Raw genomic sequence first — 15,448 nt, 5'->3', positions numbered from 1 at the left:
ATCCATGTTTACCACGAGCCGGCTCGGCGCCGTCTGCTATTATGTCAATGATGTCGACCGAACCGAAGCGTTTTACCGCGATGTGCTCGGCCTGCAGGTCGAGCGGATGGAGGACGACGGTGAGGGTAATCCCTGGCTATCCGCCAGGACGGCCAACGGCGTGGAATTGATCTTCATCAAGCAGGAGTCGCGGCCAGGCAACACACCGATTGTCGTGTTCGAGATCGCGGAGGGCGGCATCGACGACATCTTCTCGGAATTGGCGGACAAAGGTGCAACAATCGTGACACCGGTCAGTCACGCGCCGGGGGGCTGGTCCGCGGAATTCAAGGACCCTGAAGGGCACGTCCTTTCCATGTATCAATCAGCGGACAAGCCGCGAAAGCGCTGACGCCTGTATCGGAGGGGCGGCCCGGAGCGCTAACTTGGCCGATAAAGGGGAGAGACGCGTCCGCGCCTCTCCCGAAAGGTTCTGCGGGTTAGATCTCGAAATCGTCGCCGCCGTCGAACCCAGCGTCATCGAAGCTGGCGTCCTCTGCTTCCAGGCTATCCGCCGCGGGCTCGGCGGCTTCTGCCTGGCCGCCGCCGTCCAGCATGCCTGCGATCATGTTGCCGAGCAGGACGCCGCCAGCCACGCCCATGGCAGTCTGCGCCGCGCCAGCGAGAAAACCTCCGCCCGCGCGCTGCGGTGCCGCAGAGAACGGCTGAGGAGCCGCTCCGGGACGTCCTATACGAGGAACGGACCCTGACGGCCGGGAAGGCCTGCGACTGTCGCCGAAAATCCCCGAGAAAAGACCACCTGCAGACTGCCTGGACTGAGCTTGGCGCTCCAATTCCTCAATTCGGGCCTGCGCCGCGTTCAGCGCCTGCTCCTGCACCACTATGGTCTGCGCCATGTAATAGGGCGCGCCGGGCTGGCGAGCGATCTGTTCGCGGATGAAGGCTTCCGCCTCATCGTCACGAGCAGGCGATTGCCGCTCCACATCGGCGAGCTTTTCAAAAAGGCTCTCGATGGCTTGCTGGTCGTTTCGATCCATAGGCGACGAACTCCTTATCTGCCGACCGTGATTACTCTTCCTGCTGGCCGGTGAAGTGGAGCAGCAGCCGGAAGATGTTGACGAAGTTGAGATAGAGCGAGAATGCGCCGAATACGGCGAGCTTCTGCTTGGATTCGGCGTCGAAATTCTCGGCATACTGCTCCTTGATCGTCTGCGTGTCCCAGGCTGTCAGGCCAAGGAAAACGAAGATGCCGATGACCGAGATCGCGAACTGCAGGGCAGAGGAAGCGAGGAAGAGATTGACCAGGCCGGCGATAACGACACCGATCAGGCCCATGATCAGGAAGGACGAGAACTGGGTCAGGTCACGCCTGGTCGTATAGCCATAGAGGCTGGTCGCACCGAACATCGTGGCAGCGATGAAGAAGGTCCGCGCGATGCTCGTTCCGGTGAAGACCAGGAACACGGAAGAGAGCGACAGGCCCATCACGCCGCAGAAGGCCCAGAACATAGCCTGGGCGCCGGAGGCGGACATGCTGTGGATGCGGAAAGAGAACAGGAAAACGAAAGCGAGCGGCGCGAGCATCACGACCCATTTCAGCGGGGTCGAGAAAATCGGCACATAGAGCGCCGGAACCGAGGCCACCGTGAAGGCGACCACGCCCGTGAGCACGAGGCCGAGCGCCATATAGTTGTAGACGCGCAGCATGTGCTGCCGCAGCCCTTCATCGAAGAGGGCCGCGCTCTGCTGGCCGAAGCTGGTGCGATACCCGAATTGCGGGGTGTTCATGGAAAACTCCTCATGTTGCTTGATCAGTAAAGGGTGTCGGCAAGCCGTTCGGCGGCGCGATCGAGCTTGCGGGCGTCGCCGCCGGCGACCACCGCATAGGCGACCTCGCCGATCTGGAAATAGGCGGCAGACGTTCTGTTTCCGGGCGCAACCGTCGGCTTGATCACGTCGAAGGTGCCCGGGCGGACGGCGAAGAGCGAGACCGGCCCGAATTCCTTCGTGTCGGCCGAGAGTTCCACGCTGGGTCCATAGCGCGACGGAAAGACCTGCACGTCCCGCACCTGCCAGTCGGTTGGGAGGGCTGGCATCACGATCGCTGTCATGGCCCTGATCTCCTCGGGATCATAGGCCGAAGCTTGAAGCTGCGAATCCATGGCGGCCCTCAGCACCGAAGTGTCGTGCGCGCGCATCGCGTCCTCGACATAGGCGGGTGGCGGAGCGGAGGCGACGGACTTCGAAATCGAGAGCGGCCCGGAAAGCTCGTTCGCCGCCCATCCGGCGGCGACGAAGACGGCGATGGCGGCCACCTTCTGCAGACGGGAAAGGATGCGGCTGCGAGCAAGCCCTCGTTCGAGCCGGCGTGCGGCATCGGTGGTTGCCGGATTGCCGTAAGCACCGGACAAGGCGAGCGCCAGTCGCAACTCGTCGCGCAGACGCAGGTCCGCCATAACCCGCGCAGCCTGCTCGGGCCGTGATGCGAGCCATGCCTCGACCTCGACGCGGCGGCCTACATCGAGTTGGTCGTCTACATAGGAATCCAGATCCTGGTCGGTGAGGGGATCATGGTTTTGGGGCATCACGGCCTCCGACGATCCTGAGGGAAGGAAGATCGCGCGGCTCTTCTTCGAGCGCTCGAAGTGCGGCACGTGCCCGGCCGATGCGCGACATCAACGTGCCGAGCGGGATGGAGAGCGTGTAAGCCGCCTCTTGGTATGTCAGCCCCTCGATCGCGACGAGATGGAGGGCGGCTCGCTGTTCCTCGGGCAAACTCATGAAAGCTTGCCGCACCTGCGCCAGACGGACTGCGTGGTCCTGCGGCGCATCGATCAGTTGCGGAAGAAGCTCGGCGGCGCGCTCGGCACGCGCCGCCTCCGACCTGCGGCTGCGGGCACGATCCACAAAGGCGTTGTGCAGGATAGACAAGAGCCATGCCCGCATGTTGCCGTCGCGCCGAAAGGTCGAGCGACGTTCATACGCACGCAGGAGCGCGTCCTGCACCAGATCCTCGGCATCCGCACCGTCGCGCGTGAGCGAGCGCGCATAGCGCCGGAGCGCGCCCAGCTGGCCAACGACATCAAATCGCGAACGAGTCGTTATCATGTGCGGTATACGAAGCGATCCGGAATTTTCATCCAGCGGGCGGTGATTTTTTTCGCAGATTTGCGGTGGTGCCCCAAAATGCTCAGGAGAGGCCCGCGTCCTCGAGGGGACGCGGGCCGTGGTGGAAGCGGTCCGTACCTAATCGCTCCGGGCCACATCCTCGGAGCTCATACCCGCTGGCCAGTCCTTCTCAGGTTCGTCCTTCGTCTTCCATAGCGAGTAGCCGATGCCGGCGGCGATCAACGTCAGTGTCACGCCCAGGCTGACCGCGGGCGGGAACTTGCCGCCGTCCAAGACGAAGTCGGCCACGAATATCTTGACGCCGATGAACACCAGGATCGCGGCGAGCGCATATTTGAGATAGTGGAAGCGGTGCACCATGGCAGCGAGCGCAAAGTAGAGCGCGCGAAGGCCGAGGATGGCCATGATGTTCGACGTGTAGACGATGAAGGTATCCGTCGTGATTGCGAAAATGGCGGGCACACTGTCCACGGCAAAGACGAGGTCAGCCAGGTTGATGACGACCAGGGCCAGAAAGAGCGGCGTCGCCGCCGTGACCATCTTGCCCGTCCGGGAATCCGTGGTCCGCACGAAGAAGCGCTCCCCGTGCTGCTCTCGCGTAACCCGCATATGGGTGGAGATGAACCTTATGGCCGGGTTCTTTTCCAGATCCACGGGCTCGTCCCCGGCGAAGAACATCCTTATCCCGGTGAAGATGAGGAAGGCCGCGAAGAGGTAAAGCACCCAGTAGGCCTGCTGCACGAGAGCAGCGCCGCCGGCGATCATCAGCCCTCGAAGCACGATGACTGCGATGATGCCCCAGAGCAGCGCGCGGTACTGGTATTTTGCCGGAATGGCGAAATAGGAAAAGATCAGGCTGATCACGAACACATTGTCGATCGACAGCGCTTTCTCGATGAAAAAGCCGGTGAAATACTGCATCCCGGGTTCGGGCCCTCGCGCGTACCAAACCCAGGCTCCGAACAGCATCGCGACACCGATATAGAAGGCGGAGAGCTTCAGGCTCTCCCCGATCCCCATCTCGCGGTCCTGCTTGTGGAGGATTCCAAGATCGAATGCAGTGAGGGCTGCCACCAACGAAATGAAGGCCAGCCAGAACCAAGCAGGCGTGCCAAGCCAATCCATGAAAAGGAAGTCCAACGTATCGCTCCTCTCGACTGATGATGACGATCGGAACGACCAGACCTGGGCAGCCGGTGAGCGTTGGGCGTCACAGCATCGGATCATTCCGATGCGGCCCGACATCACGGGGCTTGTACAGCACCCGTCAGAGGGGCCCGGTCCGCCCCCCTCATTTATTATCTCGTGGACCGCAGTCAACGGCCTGAGAAAAATTCTCAGCGCTTGCGCCAGGACGCAGGTGCGCCGAGTTCGACTGCGTTCGTACTCTGATGCCTGCCAGCGCAGACCTAGCGGTTCACGGTATTTTCCGCGTCAGGAAGCGGAGATCGCTACTCGGCCGCCTCGGCGAAAGGTGCCGGAACATAGTTGAGAACCGGTCCCAGCCAGCGCTCGACTTCAGCGATTTCCATGCCCTTGCGGCGCGCATAATCCTCGACCTGATCGCGCTCCACCTTGGCCACGCCGAAATAATAGCTTTCCGGATGCGCCAGATACAGGCCGGATACGGACGAGCCAGGCCACATGGCATAGCTTTCCGTCAGCGTCACGCCTGCGTTCTTCTCGGCATCCAGCAGCCGGAAGAGCGTCGTCTTCTCGGTATGATCCGGCTGGGCGGGATAGCCCGGCGCCGGGCGTATTCCCTGATATGGCTCGCCGATCAGCTCCTCTGGCGTGAAAGCTTCATCCGGGGCATAGCCCCAGAATTCCTTGCGCACGCGCTCATGCATACGCTCGGCAAAAGCTTCCGCGAAACGGTCGGCCAGCGCCTTGACGAGAATGGAGGAGTAATCGTCGTTCGCGCGCTCGAAGCGTTCTGCGATCGCCACCTCCTCGATGCCCGCCGTCACCACGAAACCGCCGAGATAATCCGGCTTGCCGGTGCTATGGGGTGCGACGAAATCGGAAAGCGCCATATTCGCCTTGCCGTCGCGCTTGGTGAGTTGCTGGCGAAGCGTGAAGAAGGTGGCCAGCTCGTCGGTCCGGCTTTCATCGGTGTAGAGCCGGATATCGTCCCCGACGGCGTTGGCCGGCCAAAAACCGATAACGCCGCGCGGCACGAACCACTTTTCGCCGATGATCTTCTTCAGCATCGCCTGGGCATCGTCGAAAAGCTGCCGGGCAGCCGCGCCCTGCTTCTCGTCTTCGAGGATCTTCGGATAGCGGCCCTTCAGCTCCCAGGTCTGGAAGAAGGGCGTCCAATCGATATAGCGCGCCAGTTCCGCCAGGTCCCAGGTCTCGAACGTCTTTGTTCCAAGGAACGCCGGCTTCGGCGGCTGGTAAGCCGCCCAGTCGATCCGGTGGGCGTTCTCGCGCGCCTTGGCGAGCGGCAGGCGCTGCTTCTCCGCTTCCGAACGCGCATGTGCTTCGGCCACCTTCCGGTATTCCGCGCGAAGCGATTCGACATAATCGGCCCTGGTCTCGGGCGACAGGAGATTTGAGACGGTGCCGACCGCACGACTCGCATCGGTGACATAGACAGCCTGGCCGCGCTCGTAGCGGGGATGGATCTTGACCGCCGTGTGCACGCGGCTCGTCGTCGCGCCGCCGATCAGAAGCGGAATGTCGAAACCTTCACGCTCCATCTCCGAGGCAACATGCACCATCTCGTCGAGCGACGGCGTGATGAGACCGGAGAGGCCGATGATGTCCACCTTCTCCTCGCGCGCGGTCTGCAGGATCTTCGTGGCCGGCACCATCACGCCGAGATCAATAATCTCGTAATTGTTGCAGGCGAGTACAACCCCGACGATGTTCTTGCCGATGTCGTGTACATCACCCTTCACCGTTGCCATCAGAATCTTGCCGGCGGCTTCACGCTCGCCGCCGCCATTGGCAAGCTTCTCGGCTTCCATATAAGGCAGAAGAACGGCAACGGCCTGCTTCATCACGCGGGCCGACTTGACGACCTGCGGCAGGAACATCTTGCCGGAGCCAAAAAGGTCTCCCACCACATTCATGCCGGCCATCAGGGGACCTTCGATGACGTGGAGCGGCTTTTCGGCCCTGAGGCGGGCTTCCTCGGTGTCCTCCTCGATGAACTCCGTGATGCCGTTTACCAGCGCGTGTTCAAGCCGCTTTTCCACGGGCCACTCGCGCCAGGCGAGGTCCCGTTCCTTCGCTTCCTTTCCGCCCGCACCCTTGAAGCGTTCCGCGATTTCCAGCAAGCGTTCGGTCGCGGTGCCGCCTGCTTTGGGCTGGCGGTTGAGCACCACATCTTCGCAGGATTCGCGAAGCTCGGGATCGATGGATTCATAGACGGCGAGCTGGCCCGCATTGACGATGCCCATATCCATGCCGGCATGAATCGCATGGTAAAGGAACACGGCGTGCATCGCCTCGCGCACTGGCTCGTTGCCGCGGAACGAGAAGGAAAGGTTCGAAACGCCGCCCGAGACATGCACATGCGGCAGGGTCCTGGTGATCTCCCGCGCGGCTTCGATAAAGTCGACGCCGTAATTGTCATGCTCCTCGATGCCGGTCGCCACAGCGAAGATGTTCGGATCGAAGATGATGTCTTCCGGGGCAAGAACTGCCTTTTCGGTCAACAGCTTGTAGGCCCGGGTGCAGATCTCCACCTTGCGCGCCTTGGTGTCGGCCTGCCCCTTCTCGTCGAAAGCCATGACGACCACGGCGGCACCATAGGCCCGGCACAGCCTGGCATGTTCGAGAAAAGCCTCCTCGCCCTCCTTCATCGAGATCGAGTTGACGATCGGCTTGCCCTGGATGCATTTCAGACCGGCCTCGATCACCTCCCACTTGGAGGAATCGACCATGATCGGGACGCGGGCGATGTCCGGCTCGGCGGCAATCAGGTTCAGGTACTCGACCATCGCCTTCTTCGAATCGATCAGGCCCTCGTCCATATTGACGTCGATAACCTGGGCGCCATTCGCCACCTGGTCGCGCGCCACATCGAGCGCGGCAGCGTAGTCGCCGGCGGTGATCAGCTTGCGGAATCTGGCCGAGCCGGTGACATTGGTGCGCTCGCCGACATTGACGAACGGAATATCCTTGGTGAGCGTGAATGGCTCGAGGCCGGAAAGACGCATCAGCCGCGGCGGCTTCGGCAGCTCGCGCGGCTTGTGCCCGGCCACCGCCTTGGCGATGGCGCGGATGTGCTCGGGCGTCGAACCACAGCAGCCACCCACCACATTGACGAGCCCTTCGCGCGCGAACGCCTCGATCTGCGCCGCCATAGCCTCCGGGCTCTCGTCATATTGGCCGAATTCGTTCGGCAGCCCCGCATTCGGATAGGCGCAGGTGAATGTCTCGGCAACGCCGGAGATCTCCGCCAGATGCGGCCGCATCGCGGCAGCCCCGAGCGCGCAGTTGAGCCCGATTGTGAAAGGCTTCGCATGGCGCACTGAATGCCAGAACGCCGTCGGGGTCTGGCCGGATAGAGTGCGTCCGGAAAGGTCGGTGATCGTGCCAGAAATCATCACCGGCAACCGCACGCCCTTTTCCGCAAAGATTTCTTCGGCCGCAAAGATCGCCGCTTTGGCATTCAGCGTGTCGAAGATCGTCTCGATGAGGATGATGTCGGCCCCGCCGTCGATCAGCCCGCGCAGCTGCTCACCATAGGCGATCCTCAGGTCATCGAAGGTGATCGCGCGATAGCCGGGATTGTTCACGTCGGGTGAGATCGAGGCCGTGCGATTCGTGGGCCCGAGCGCACCGGCAACGAAGCGGCGCTTGCCGTCCTCCTGTTCGGCGCGCTTGACCGCACGCCGCGCCAGCCGCGCGCCGTCGCGGTTCAACTCATAGACCATCTCTTCCATGCCGTAGTCCGCCTGGGCGATACGCGTGGAAGAAAAGGTGTTGGTCTCGATGATGTCGGCGCCGGCGATCGCATATTGGTAATGGATTTCTTCGATCGCCCTCGGCTGCGTCAGGATCAGGAGATCGTTGTTTCCCTGCTGGTGGCAGGCGCAACCGCCAAAACGGTCTCCGCGAAAATGATCTTCATCGAAGCCCAGCCCCTGGATCTGCGTGCCCATCGCGCCGTCCAGGATCAGGATGCGCTCGCGCGCCGCCGCTTCGAGCGCGGCGCGAATTTCCGATCCGTTGGGTTTCGGAGCCGTTTCGCCGAAAAGCCCATTAAGCGACGTGTTTGCTTGCGACATAAATCCAGACCTGCAGGAGAATGCGATATTCATCACATAAAGATATCTTTATGTCAATATGTGCAGCGGTCGGGGCCTTCTGCAAAACCGCTGGGCACTGGCCAAAGCGATCGCTGAGGTTGCGAAGGGCCAGACTCCCTTGAATTCGATGAAAGAGGTGCAATGCGCACCGGAAGGCGGCGCGAAAATCAGGCGTCGGCAAGCATGGTCCGACGGTTTGCCGTCGGCCGGGCTGCATGAGAAATATTGCTGAGCAGTTGCGCCGGACGCTGGGCCGGTTCTTCGCCGGATCTTCGCGATCTGGCAAACCCTGCAACGGTTCAATACCGGCGGAGGGCTGTAGGCTCAGGACCATTCCTTGCTATATCGGGCCGCCATCTCCCCCAAATCGACGGGAGGCCATTCCGGGATTTCCATCCCGAGGCGTAGACCCAGCTCCGCAAGCAATGCCTTGATCTCGTTCAAAGACTTGCGGCCAAAATTGGGAACCCGAAGAAGCTGCGCCTCGGTCATGGACACGAGATCGCCGAGATAGACGATATTGTCGTTTCTCATACAGTTGCTGGAACGGACGGAGAGCTCAAATTCGTCCATCCGTTTCAGCAGGACAGGATTGAACGGCAGTTCGTTTTGAGGAGGCTCCGGCTGTTCCAGTTGCGCTTCCTCGAAATTGATGAACACCGAGAACTGGTCGCGAAGGATCTGCGCGGCATGGCTGAGTGCGTCGTCTCCGGAGAGCACGCCATTGGTGACCACGGTGAGGATCAGACGGTCATAATCGAGAACCTGGCCATGGCGGGTGTTTTCGACAACGACGTTCACGCGCCTGACGGGCGAATACAATGCATCGATCGGAATGAAGATCGGCCCGTCGTTCTGCTCGAGAGCCAGGGGCTCTGCCGGTTGGTATCCCCGCCCGTAGCCGACCATCATTTCGAGCGTCATTTCGCAGCCGGGCTCGACGACGCAGATGGGATGATCCGGGTTCAGAATCTCGATGCCGCCTGAAGCTCGCGCGTTTCCGGCCAGGACCGCGCCGGGGCCGCGTTGCTGGATGATCAACTGCCCCGGCGCGCTTTCCACATCCATGCGCAACGCGATTTCCTTGATGTTGAGGATCAGTTCGGTAATCGCATCAAGGCGCTCCTCATCCGAAGCAAAGACCTTCGGGGACCCCGCTATCCGGACGGATGTGACGGCTGCACCGGGCAATGACGACAGGAGGACGCGACGCAAGGAATGCCCCAGCGTATAGCCGAAGCCGCGTTCAAGCGGCTCCAGGACGAGCGTCGTGATGTTTTGCTCGGATCGTAGATCCGGCTTGGTTGGCTTGACCAGCTCCTGCCAATTCTTCCGAAACACTGTCTTCATCCACTTCTACAGCACCAGCCCGAAAACCTGAATTGGTTCTCGGAAAGCACGATGCGTCGATTCAATAACTTACAGCGTCCTTTTGCGTCCGAATGGACGCACGGCGCTGTAACGTCAGACTGCGGGCGGAATGCGGGATCAGGCGCGTTGCTACACGCGCCGCTTCCGGTAACTCCTGCACCCATTGTGGGGAACGGGCGTAACATCGGTGATTGAAGTGATCGTGAAACCTGCCGCCTGCAGGCCGCGAACTGCCGATTCCCTTCCTGAACCCGGTCCGGAAATCTCGACCGCCAGCATGTTCATGCCGTGCTCCTTTGCCTTTCGCGCGCAGTCTTCAGCAGCGGTCTGGGCCGCGAAGGGAGTGGATTTGCGAGAACCCTTGAACCCGGCCGTGCCAGCGGACGACCAGGCGATGGTGTTCCCCTGCTCGTCTGTGATGGTGATCATCGTGTTGTTGAACGAGGAGGAAATATGGGCAACGCCCGAGGAGATGTTCTTTCGCGCGCGGCGCGCGATGCGGGTTTCTTTGGCCATGTCTTAAATCACTCTTTTCCCATGCGGCCGCAGCGCGCACCCGTGCGGATACGCTCCAGCTCGCATGAACGGGGGTTTCGGGGTGTCAGGCTGCGCGCGGCCCGGGATCGTCGTCGGGGTCGAATGGTCCTTCGATAGGCATTCTCGCCGACGTCTTCCTGCGCGCCGCAAAGCTGATGACGGGAGGCTGCCTATCCGACGCGGTTTCGGCGTCCGCCTGCTGAAGCGATCGCTCGCGCCTGTCGGCTTCCGGCTGGAACGTCACCATATTCAGCCTGATTTCTTCGTGACCGCCATCGGCGCGCTCGACCACAATGGCATCGCCGGCCGTAAGACCAAGCAAAGCCAGCCCGCGGAGCGTCGTGATGGGCAAGGTCATTCCCGTCGAGGCTTCTTTGCTCTCGTTGACGAGAATGCGGTTTTCACTCAGCCTGCCGTCGATGGTGAAATCGACGAGGCTGTCTATGGTCGCGACCTGAGGGTCGATGTCGTCCTGGAACAGGACCGTTGCGGTCGAAAGCTTCCGCCGCAACAGGCGAAGGTAAGCTTCGTCATTGTTGACGCCGCTTTGAAGAATCACCTCAAGGATGCTGAAATCCTTCGCCGTCAGGTGACAACGAGAGGTAGTGGACATAGCACTTCTCCGCCGCACCGCGTCGTGAACACGATGCACCGAGTTAGATCCGCTTGTCGTGAAGGAATGTCCCCTGGCCCCGGCGTGCGTCTCCTTGACGCCGCGCCAGGGGCTACGTGCCTGCGATCAGACGACCTGAGCGGAACACCAGCTTGTTACCGATTATGAAATTCCGCATCCATCCAACCCAATCATTCTTTCTCTGACGATAGCAGAGAGCTAGCCGTTTTGGGAGACCGGGTCGGCCATGGCCGGATTTGGCTGTTCGACGCGCACAACCGTCAGTTCGTGTTGGCGGCCGTCCCGCGCCGTCCAGGTGATGGACTGGCCTGGCGACAGCCCGATGAGGGCAGCGCCAATCGGGGTGAGGATCGAGATCCTGTTCTGTGCGATATCCGCCTCGCCGGGGAAAACCAGCGTGACCCGCCGCTGCTGGGCATTGTCCGACTGGAACTCCACCGTCGAGCCCATCTGGACGACATCCGCCGGGACGGAACCCGCGGGGACCACCTGGGCTCTGTCCAGTTCGCCCTGAAGCTCCTCGGCAACCTCAGGACTGCGGCTGAGCGCTCCCGCCGCGAGGTTTGTAAGCCGCCTGTAATCGATGTCGCTGACGACGATCCTCGGCTTGCGGCTGCTCTTCTTCGAGTTGGTCATGATTCGGGCTTCTCCGTATATGCATGCAGGCGAAAGCTGCGCGAGCCGGTGCTGCAGGCATGTGATGCTGGTTTGGAGGCGCCTGAGACAATAACTGCAGGAATTTGCAGCCTAAATGCACCCCCGGAGCTCGGGGCGCTAACTGCCGAGCCCCAGGGGCTAAGATTCCGCGATCGGACGAACCCGAAAAATGGCAGTGTGCATTCTATTCATGCCGACAGTTTGGCTGCTTCTTCTACTTTGTCAAGCCAGCGCGCAGTAAAGCGCAGGAAACGGCGCGTATACGGGGGTACTCGCTGGCGAGTTCACAAGGTTTCCTCGCGGATCGGTTCCACGGAAAGCGAATCTTCGCCCCGATGGAACGCGATGCCCAGCCTGAAGGAATGCGCAACGCGCAGAGCGCGGCTCATGAAAAGAGCCGCGACATCCGGCGTGCAAAGCTCCTGCACCGTCTCCCTGAAGAGACCAAGCCAGCGCCGAAAATGAACCTCCTCCAGGCCCGGAACGGCGATATGTGCCGGCAGCGGGCGTCCATTATAACGACCGGTACGCAGGAGGGTGGCCGACCAGAAATCGCACATCTTCGCCAGATGACGCGGCCACTCATCCGGCGCGATCGCCTTGCTGAAGATCGGACCGAGCAGTTCATCCTTGCGGATCCGGTCGTAAAAGCCATGCACGACGGCCTCGATCGTCGCCTCGTCCAGCAATTCGGGCAGAACTTTTCCATCCACCACGATGGAGCGCTGCGGTGCCGGGCGTTCTCTCATCTGGTCTTTCCCCACCAATCGGTAACGGGCTCCCACACATATATAGCATCTCCGACCCGGGTGTGGCCGGTGGGGGCGGTGTAATAACGCCGCAGCCTGATGCGCAGGCGACAGCGCCTCTAATCAGGAATCGCGGAAAGAGCCTGCTTCAAATCGGAAATGAGGTCTGCTTCGGCCTCGAGGCCGACGGAAAGGCGCAGCAGGCCATCACCGATGCCGGCTTCCCGTCGCGCTTCTTCGCCCATGCCGGCATGGGTCATCGTGACAGGGTGCGCAACAAGGCTTTCGACCCCGCCGAGTGACTCGGCCAGAGTGAACACCCTGACCGCCTCGACAAAACGGCGCACCGCCTCCAGCCCGCCGGCCAATTCGAAGCTCAGCATTGCGCCGAATCCCATCTGCTGCGCGCATGCGATCGCATGGCCGGGATGGGTGGCAAGGCCCGGATAATACACAGCCGACACCGCCGGATGAGCCGCCAGATACGATGCGACGGCGGCCGCATTCGCTTGTTGACGCTCGATGCGCGGATAGAGCGTTCGCAGCCCGCGCAACGTAAGATAGGCATCGAAAGGCGAGCCGGTCACACCCGTTATATTGGCCCAGGAATGCAGGGGCTCGGCATCGGCTGCATCGCCATAAATCAAGGCTCCCCCGACGACATCGGAATGCCCGTTCAGGTATTTCGTGGTGGAGTGGACCACGAAATCGGCGCCCAACCCTATCGGCCTTTGCAAAGCTGGTGAGAGGAAAGTGTTGTCGACCGCCACGCGTGCGCCCACTTCCTTGCAGCACACGGCGATCTGGTGGATATCGACAACGCGCAGCAGCGGATTGCTCGGCGTCTCGATCAATACCAGCTTCGGCTTCCGTGCGAGAGCCGCGGCCAGCGCTGCGCGGTCAGACTGATCAACGAAAATGACGTCGAACTGCCCCTTGTCACGCCGGGCCGAAAGCAATCGGTAGGTGCCCCCATAGCAATCATGCGGCGCGATGACGAGGTCGGCGGAACCTGCGAGTGACAGGACGAGATCGACCGCGGCCATTCCCGAGGACGTGACGACGGCACCGGCACCCCCTTCGAGCTTCGCCAAAGTGTCGGCGAGGAGATCCCGGCCGGGATTGGCGGTACGGCTATATTCATAGCTGCGGTTCCGCTCAAAGCCCGCAAAGGCGAAGGTGCTCGACAGGTAGAGCGGTGGCGCCACCGCGCCGAACACCTCCTCGGAGGCGACTCCGTTCGCCGCAGCGATCGTGCGCGGATCCCGTTCTTCGGCCATGCTCACATCGCCCCATCGCTAACGTTCAATGAAATCTTTCGGCCAGCCTGAGCATGTCGCCCACTCGGCCTGGCGCGGAATAAACGATGGTTTGAGAGGGTGACAAATGAATGATATTGGGGGTTTTTTGCAATAAAATTGCATCAACGTTGTCAATTGCAGCCAGGCTTTCATCGCATCTGGTTGAGAGCCACCTCCTTCAGCCCGCGCAGCGCATCCTTCACTTCGCCCCGTTCCTCAGCCGATTCCGGATAGACCGCATAGGCAGGATAGGTGAACTCCGGAGCGCCATCGACACGCTCCAGCTCGCCTGCGTCGACATGGGGAGCGACGACACCCTTGCGGAAATATCCCATGCCGCCGGCGCGAAGGATGTAGCTTAAGCCGAGCGGCCCGAGCCCCACCAAAAGCCCTGGCTCGCCAAACGCGGCCGGGCCGAAGCCGCGCTGCGCGGCGAAGTGCGGTCCCCAATCAACATGGACGTAATCGTCATGTTCAGTTTCAGATTCGCTGCCCTGACGGACCTTCCGCACGAGAACAAGCTGCTCCTCTTCGATGAGCTCGACCTTGAAACCGGGCAGCAGCTTCGGCGCATAGAGGACCGCTAGATCGAGGGCACCCGTTCGCAATTGCTCGAGCAACTGATCGGGAACCCCGACATGGGCGTGGAGCGCGATCTCCGGCCGGTTGCGCTTCATCCAGATAAGCCAGTCAAGCAGGAGCGGGTTCCACAGGCTGAGTTCACCGCCGAGAGCAACGACACCCGTTCGGCCCGGAGGAATCGTAAGCTGCTGACGGGCCCGCTCCCAAATCTGCACGAAAGACTGGGCGAAACGCTCGAATTCCCGCCCCGCCGCCGTAAGCGTCGCCCCGTTGCGGTTACGCACGAACAGGCGGCGGCCAAGCTCCTCCTCGAGCGTTCTGATGCGGGCGCTGACCGTGGTCTGGGTGACATGAAGACGGTTGGCCGCCTTGAGAAAGCTGCCGGTATGGACGATCTCAAGGAAGGTCCTCGCCCGATCTATGTCCAACGCTGCCTCCGATTAGCGCAAAAATTTTCATTTCATATAGCAGTTAATTCCGTTTGCCTTCGCCTTTTATGCTACGTTTTATGTCCTCGTTCTTGACACGAAATCGGACGCAAGCGGCGATGTGCGACCAGCCGGAAAACGAACCGCATGAATACGCATCCCCACCCTGTTTCATGCACGGGCTCACCCCCGGATACGGTGCCGAGCCTAACCGGTCGGATGCCTGGAGCGATGTCGCGCGCTGGCGCAGGGCAGAGCGAAAGCGCCTGATCGACCACCGCCTCCTGCTGAAAGCGGAGGACCGCCAGGCCCGGTCCGCTCACATTGGCGGCGTACTCGACCTGATCATTGGCAAGTATAGCGGACGCATAGTCGGCACATACTGGCCCTTTCGCGGCGAACCCGACCTCCGCAACTGGGCGATCAGGGCGATCGAGCGCGGCGGGCGCATCGCGCTTCCCGTCGTCATCCGGAAGGGGTGGCCGCTCGAATACAGAATGTGGGCGCCGGGCGACCCCCTGGAGCGCGGGATCTGGAACATTCCCGCCCCCTCCCGCGGTCCCGCCGTCCAGCCGGATATCGTGATCGCGCCCCTCGTCGGCTTTGACGAGGCGCAATACCGCCTTGGCTATGGAGGAGGCTTCTTCGACCGGACGCTGGCCGCCATGCCGCGCAAGCCACTCATCGTGGGCGTCGGGTATGCACAGGCCAAGATTGCCACCATCTACCCGCAACCCCATGACATCCCCATGGATGTGATCGTCACGGATTGAGCGGGACACAGCGGAAGCCG

15 protein-coding genes are annotated in these 15,448 nt (G+C 61.5%); 2 read left to right on the top strand and 13 right to left on the bottom strand.

Annotation, left to right across the window (positions count from 1 at the left end):
* The first annotated feature begins 4 nt into the window (after positions 1-4).
* Entirely contained in the window at positions 5-391 is a 387-nt protein-coding gene (locus tag CHEJ32_RS0100325; RefSeq protein WP_028032053.1) for a VOC family protein, read from the top strand.
* An 88-nt stretch (positions 392-479) separates the two neighbouring features.
* Here CHEJ32_RS0100325 and CHEJ32_RS0100320 read toward each other — a convergent pair whose 3' ends face one another.
* From CHEJ32_RS0100320 to CHEJ32_RS0100255, 13 genes are all read right to left on the bottom strand, one after another.
* Positions 480-1,037 (bottom strand): DUF2076 domain-containing protein, encoded by a 558-nt coding sequence (locus tag CHEJ32_RS0100320; protein WP_028032052.1) that lies wholly within the window; start codon positions 1,035-1,037, stop codon positions 480-482.
* A 31-nt stretch (positions 1,038-1,068) separates the two neighbouring features.
* The gene (locus tag CHEJ32_RS0100315; protein WP_028032051.1) at positions 1,069-1,788 is read right to left on the bottom strand and encodes a Bax inhibitor-1/YccA family protein; all 720 of its coding nucleotides are present in this window, start codon (positions 1,786-1,788) and stop codon (positions 1,069-1,071) included.
* 23 nt (positions 1,789-1,811) lie between these two features.
* Entirely contained in the window at positions 1,812-2,585 is a 774-nt protein-coding gene (locus tag CHEJ32_RS0100310; RefSeq protein ID WP_028032050.1) for an anti-sigma factor, read from the bottom strand.
* Positions 2,569-3,108, bottom strand: a complete 540-nt coding sequence (locus CHEJ32_RS0100305) for a sigma-70 family RNA polymerase sigma factor (protein WP_028032049.1) — start codon at positions 3,106-3,108, stop codon at positions 2,569-2,571. The genes CHEJ32_RS0100310 and CHEJ32_RS0100305 overlap by 17 nt, the downstream gene beginning before the upstream one ends.
* Positions 3,109-3,246: 138 nt before the next feature.
* Positions 3,247-4,269, bottom strand: a complete 1,023-nt coding sequence (locus CHEJ32_RS23530) for a TerC family protein (protein ID WP_051469276.1) — start codon at positions 4,267-4,269, stop codon at positions 3,247-3,249.
* 311 nt (positions 4,270-4,580) lie between these two features.
* A complete protein-coding gene (gene metH / locus CHEJ32_RS0100295; RefSeq protein WP_028032048.1) occupies positions 4,581-8,375 on the bottom strand; it encodes a methionine synthase in 3,795 nt (1,264 codons plus the stop codon).
* A gap of 345 nt (positions 8,376-8,720) precedes the next feature.
* The gene (locus tag CHEJ32_RS0100285; RefSeq protein ID WP_028032046.1) at positions 8,721-9,737 is read right to left on the bottom strand and encodes a DNA-directed RNA polymerase subunit alpha; all 1,017 of its coding nucleotides are present in this window, start codon (positions 9,735-9,737) and stop codon (positions 8,721-8,723) included.
* Between the two features lie 159 nt (positions 9,738-9,896).
* On the bottom strand, positions 9,897-10,283 hold the full coding sequence (rpsK, locus tag CHEJ32_RS0100280; RefSeq protein ID WP_028032045.1) for a 30S ribosomal protein S11: 387 nt from the start codon (positions 10,281-10,283) through the stop codon (positions 9,897-9,899).
* Between the two features lie 85 nt (positions 10,284-10,368).
* On the bottom strand, positions 10,369-10,917 hold the full coding sequence (locus CHEJ32_RS23525; protein ID WP_051469274.1) for a hypothetical protein: 549 nt from the start codon (positions 10,915-10,917) through the stop codon (positions 10,369-10,371).
* A gap of 219 nt (positions 10,918-11,136) precedes the next feature.
* Complete coding sequence (gene rnk, locus CHEJ32_RS0100270) at positions 11,137-11,574, bottom strand: nucleoside diphosphate kinase regulator (protein ID WP_028032044.1); 438 nt, start codon at positions 11,572-11,574, stop codon at positions 11,137-11,139.
* Between the two features lie 305 nt (positions 11,575-11,879).
* On the bottom strand, positions 11,880-12,344 hold the full coding sequence (locus CHEJ32_RS0100265; protein ID WP_028032043.1) for a group III truncated hemoglobin: 465 nt from the start codon (positions 12,342-12,344) through the stop codon (positions 11,880-11,882).
* Positions 12,345-12,463: 119 nt separating this feature from the next.
* A complete protein-coding gene (gene metB, locus CHEJ32_RS0100260; RefSeq protein ID WP_028032042.1) occupies positions 12,464-13,624 on the bottom strand; it encodes a cystathionine gamma-synthase in 1,161 nt (386 codons plus the stop codon).
* Between the two features lie 170 nt (positions 13,625-13,794).
* Positions 13,795-14,655 (bottom strand): LysR family transcriptional regulator, encoded by an 861-nt coding sequence (locus CHEJ32_RS0100255; RefSeq protein ID WP_028032041.1) that lies wholly within the window; start codon positions 14,653-14,655, stop codon positions 13,795-13,797.
* A 119-nt stretch (positions 14,656-14,774) separates the two neighbouring features.
* Here CHEJ32_RS0100255 and CHEJ32_RS0100250 point away from each other — a divergent pair, with 119 nt between their 5' ends.
* Positions 14,775-15,428 (top strand): 5-formyltetrahydrofolate cyclo-ligase, encoded by a 654-nt coding sequence (locus CHEJ32_RS0100250; RefSeq protein WP_028032040.1) that lies wholly within the window; start codon positions 14,775-14,777, stop codon positions 15,426-15,428.
* The last annotated feature ends 20 nt before the right edge of the window (positions 15,429-15,448 follow it).

The organism is Chelativorans sp. J32 (assembly GCF_000518985.1).
GTDB lineage: Bacteria > Pseudomonadota > Alphaproteobacteria > Rhizobiales > Rhizobiaceae > Chelativorans.
The sequence above is the reverse complement of the archived record's forward strand: the minus strand, read 5'-3'. Positions and strand labels throughout refer to the sequence as shown.

Bases quoted from the DNA above. Each gene is read 5' to 3' on its own strand.
- CHEJ32_RS23525 (WP_051469274.1), bottom strand. From the start codon at position 10,917: ATGTCCACTACCTCTCGTTGTCACCTGACGGCGAAGGATTTCAGCATC.
- CHEJ32_RS0100325 (WP_028032053.1), top strand. From the start codon at position 5: ATGTTTACCACGAGCCGGCTCGGCGCCGTCTGCTATTATGTCAATGAT.
- CHEJ32_RS0100305 (WP_028032049.1), bottom strand. From the start codon at position 3,108: ATGATAACGACTCGTTCGCGATTTGATGTCGTTGGCCAGCTGGGCGCG.
- CHEJ32_RS0100315 (WP_028032051.1), bottom strand. From the start codon at position 1,788: ATGAACACCCCGCAATTCGGGTATCGCACCAGCTTCGGCCAGCAGAGC.
- rpsK (WP_028032045.1), bottom strand. From the start codon at position 10,283: ATGGCCAAAGAAACCCGCATCGCGCGCCGCGCGCGAAAGAACATCTCC.
- metB (WP_028032042.1), bottom strand. From the start codon at position 13,624: ATGGCCGAAGAACGGGATCCGCGCACGATCGCTGCGGCGAACGGAGTC.
- rnk (WP_028032044.1), bottom strand. From the start codon at position 11,574: ATGACCAACTCGAAGAAGAGCAGCCGCAAGCCGAGGATCGTCGTCAGC.
- CHEJ32_RS0100310 (WP_028032050.1), bottom strand. From the start codon at position 2,585: ATGCCCCAAAACCATGATCCCCTCACCGACCAGGATCTGGATTCCTAT.
- CHEJ32_RS0100265 (WP_028032043.1), bottom strand. From the start codon at position 12,344: ATGAGAGAACGCCCGGCACCGCAGCGCTCCATCGTGGTGGATGGAAAA.
- CHEJ32_RS0100320 (WP_028032052.1), bottom strand. From the start codon at position 1,037: ATGGATCGAAACGACCAGCAAGCCATCGAGAGCCTTTTTGAAAAGCTC.
- CHEJ32_RS0100250 (WP_028032040.1), top strand. From the start codon at position 14,775: ATGTGCGACCAGCCGGAAAACGAACCGCATGAATACGCATCCCCACCC.
- metH (WP_028032048.1), bottom strand. From the start codon at position 8,375: ATGTCGCAAGCAAACACGTCGCTTAATGGGCTTTTCGGCGAAACGGCT.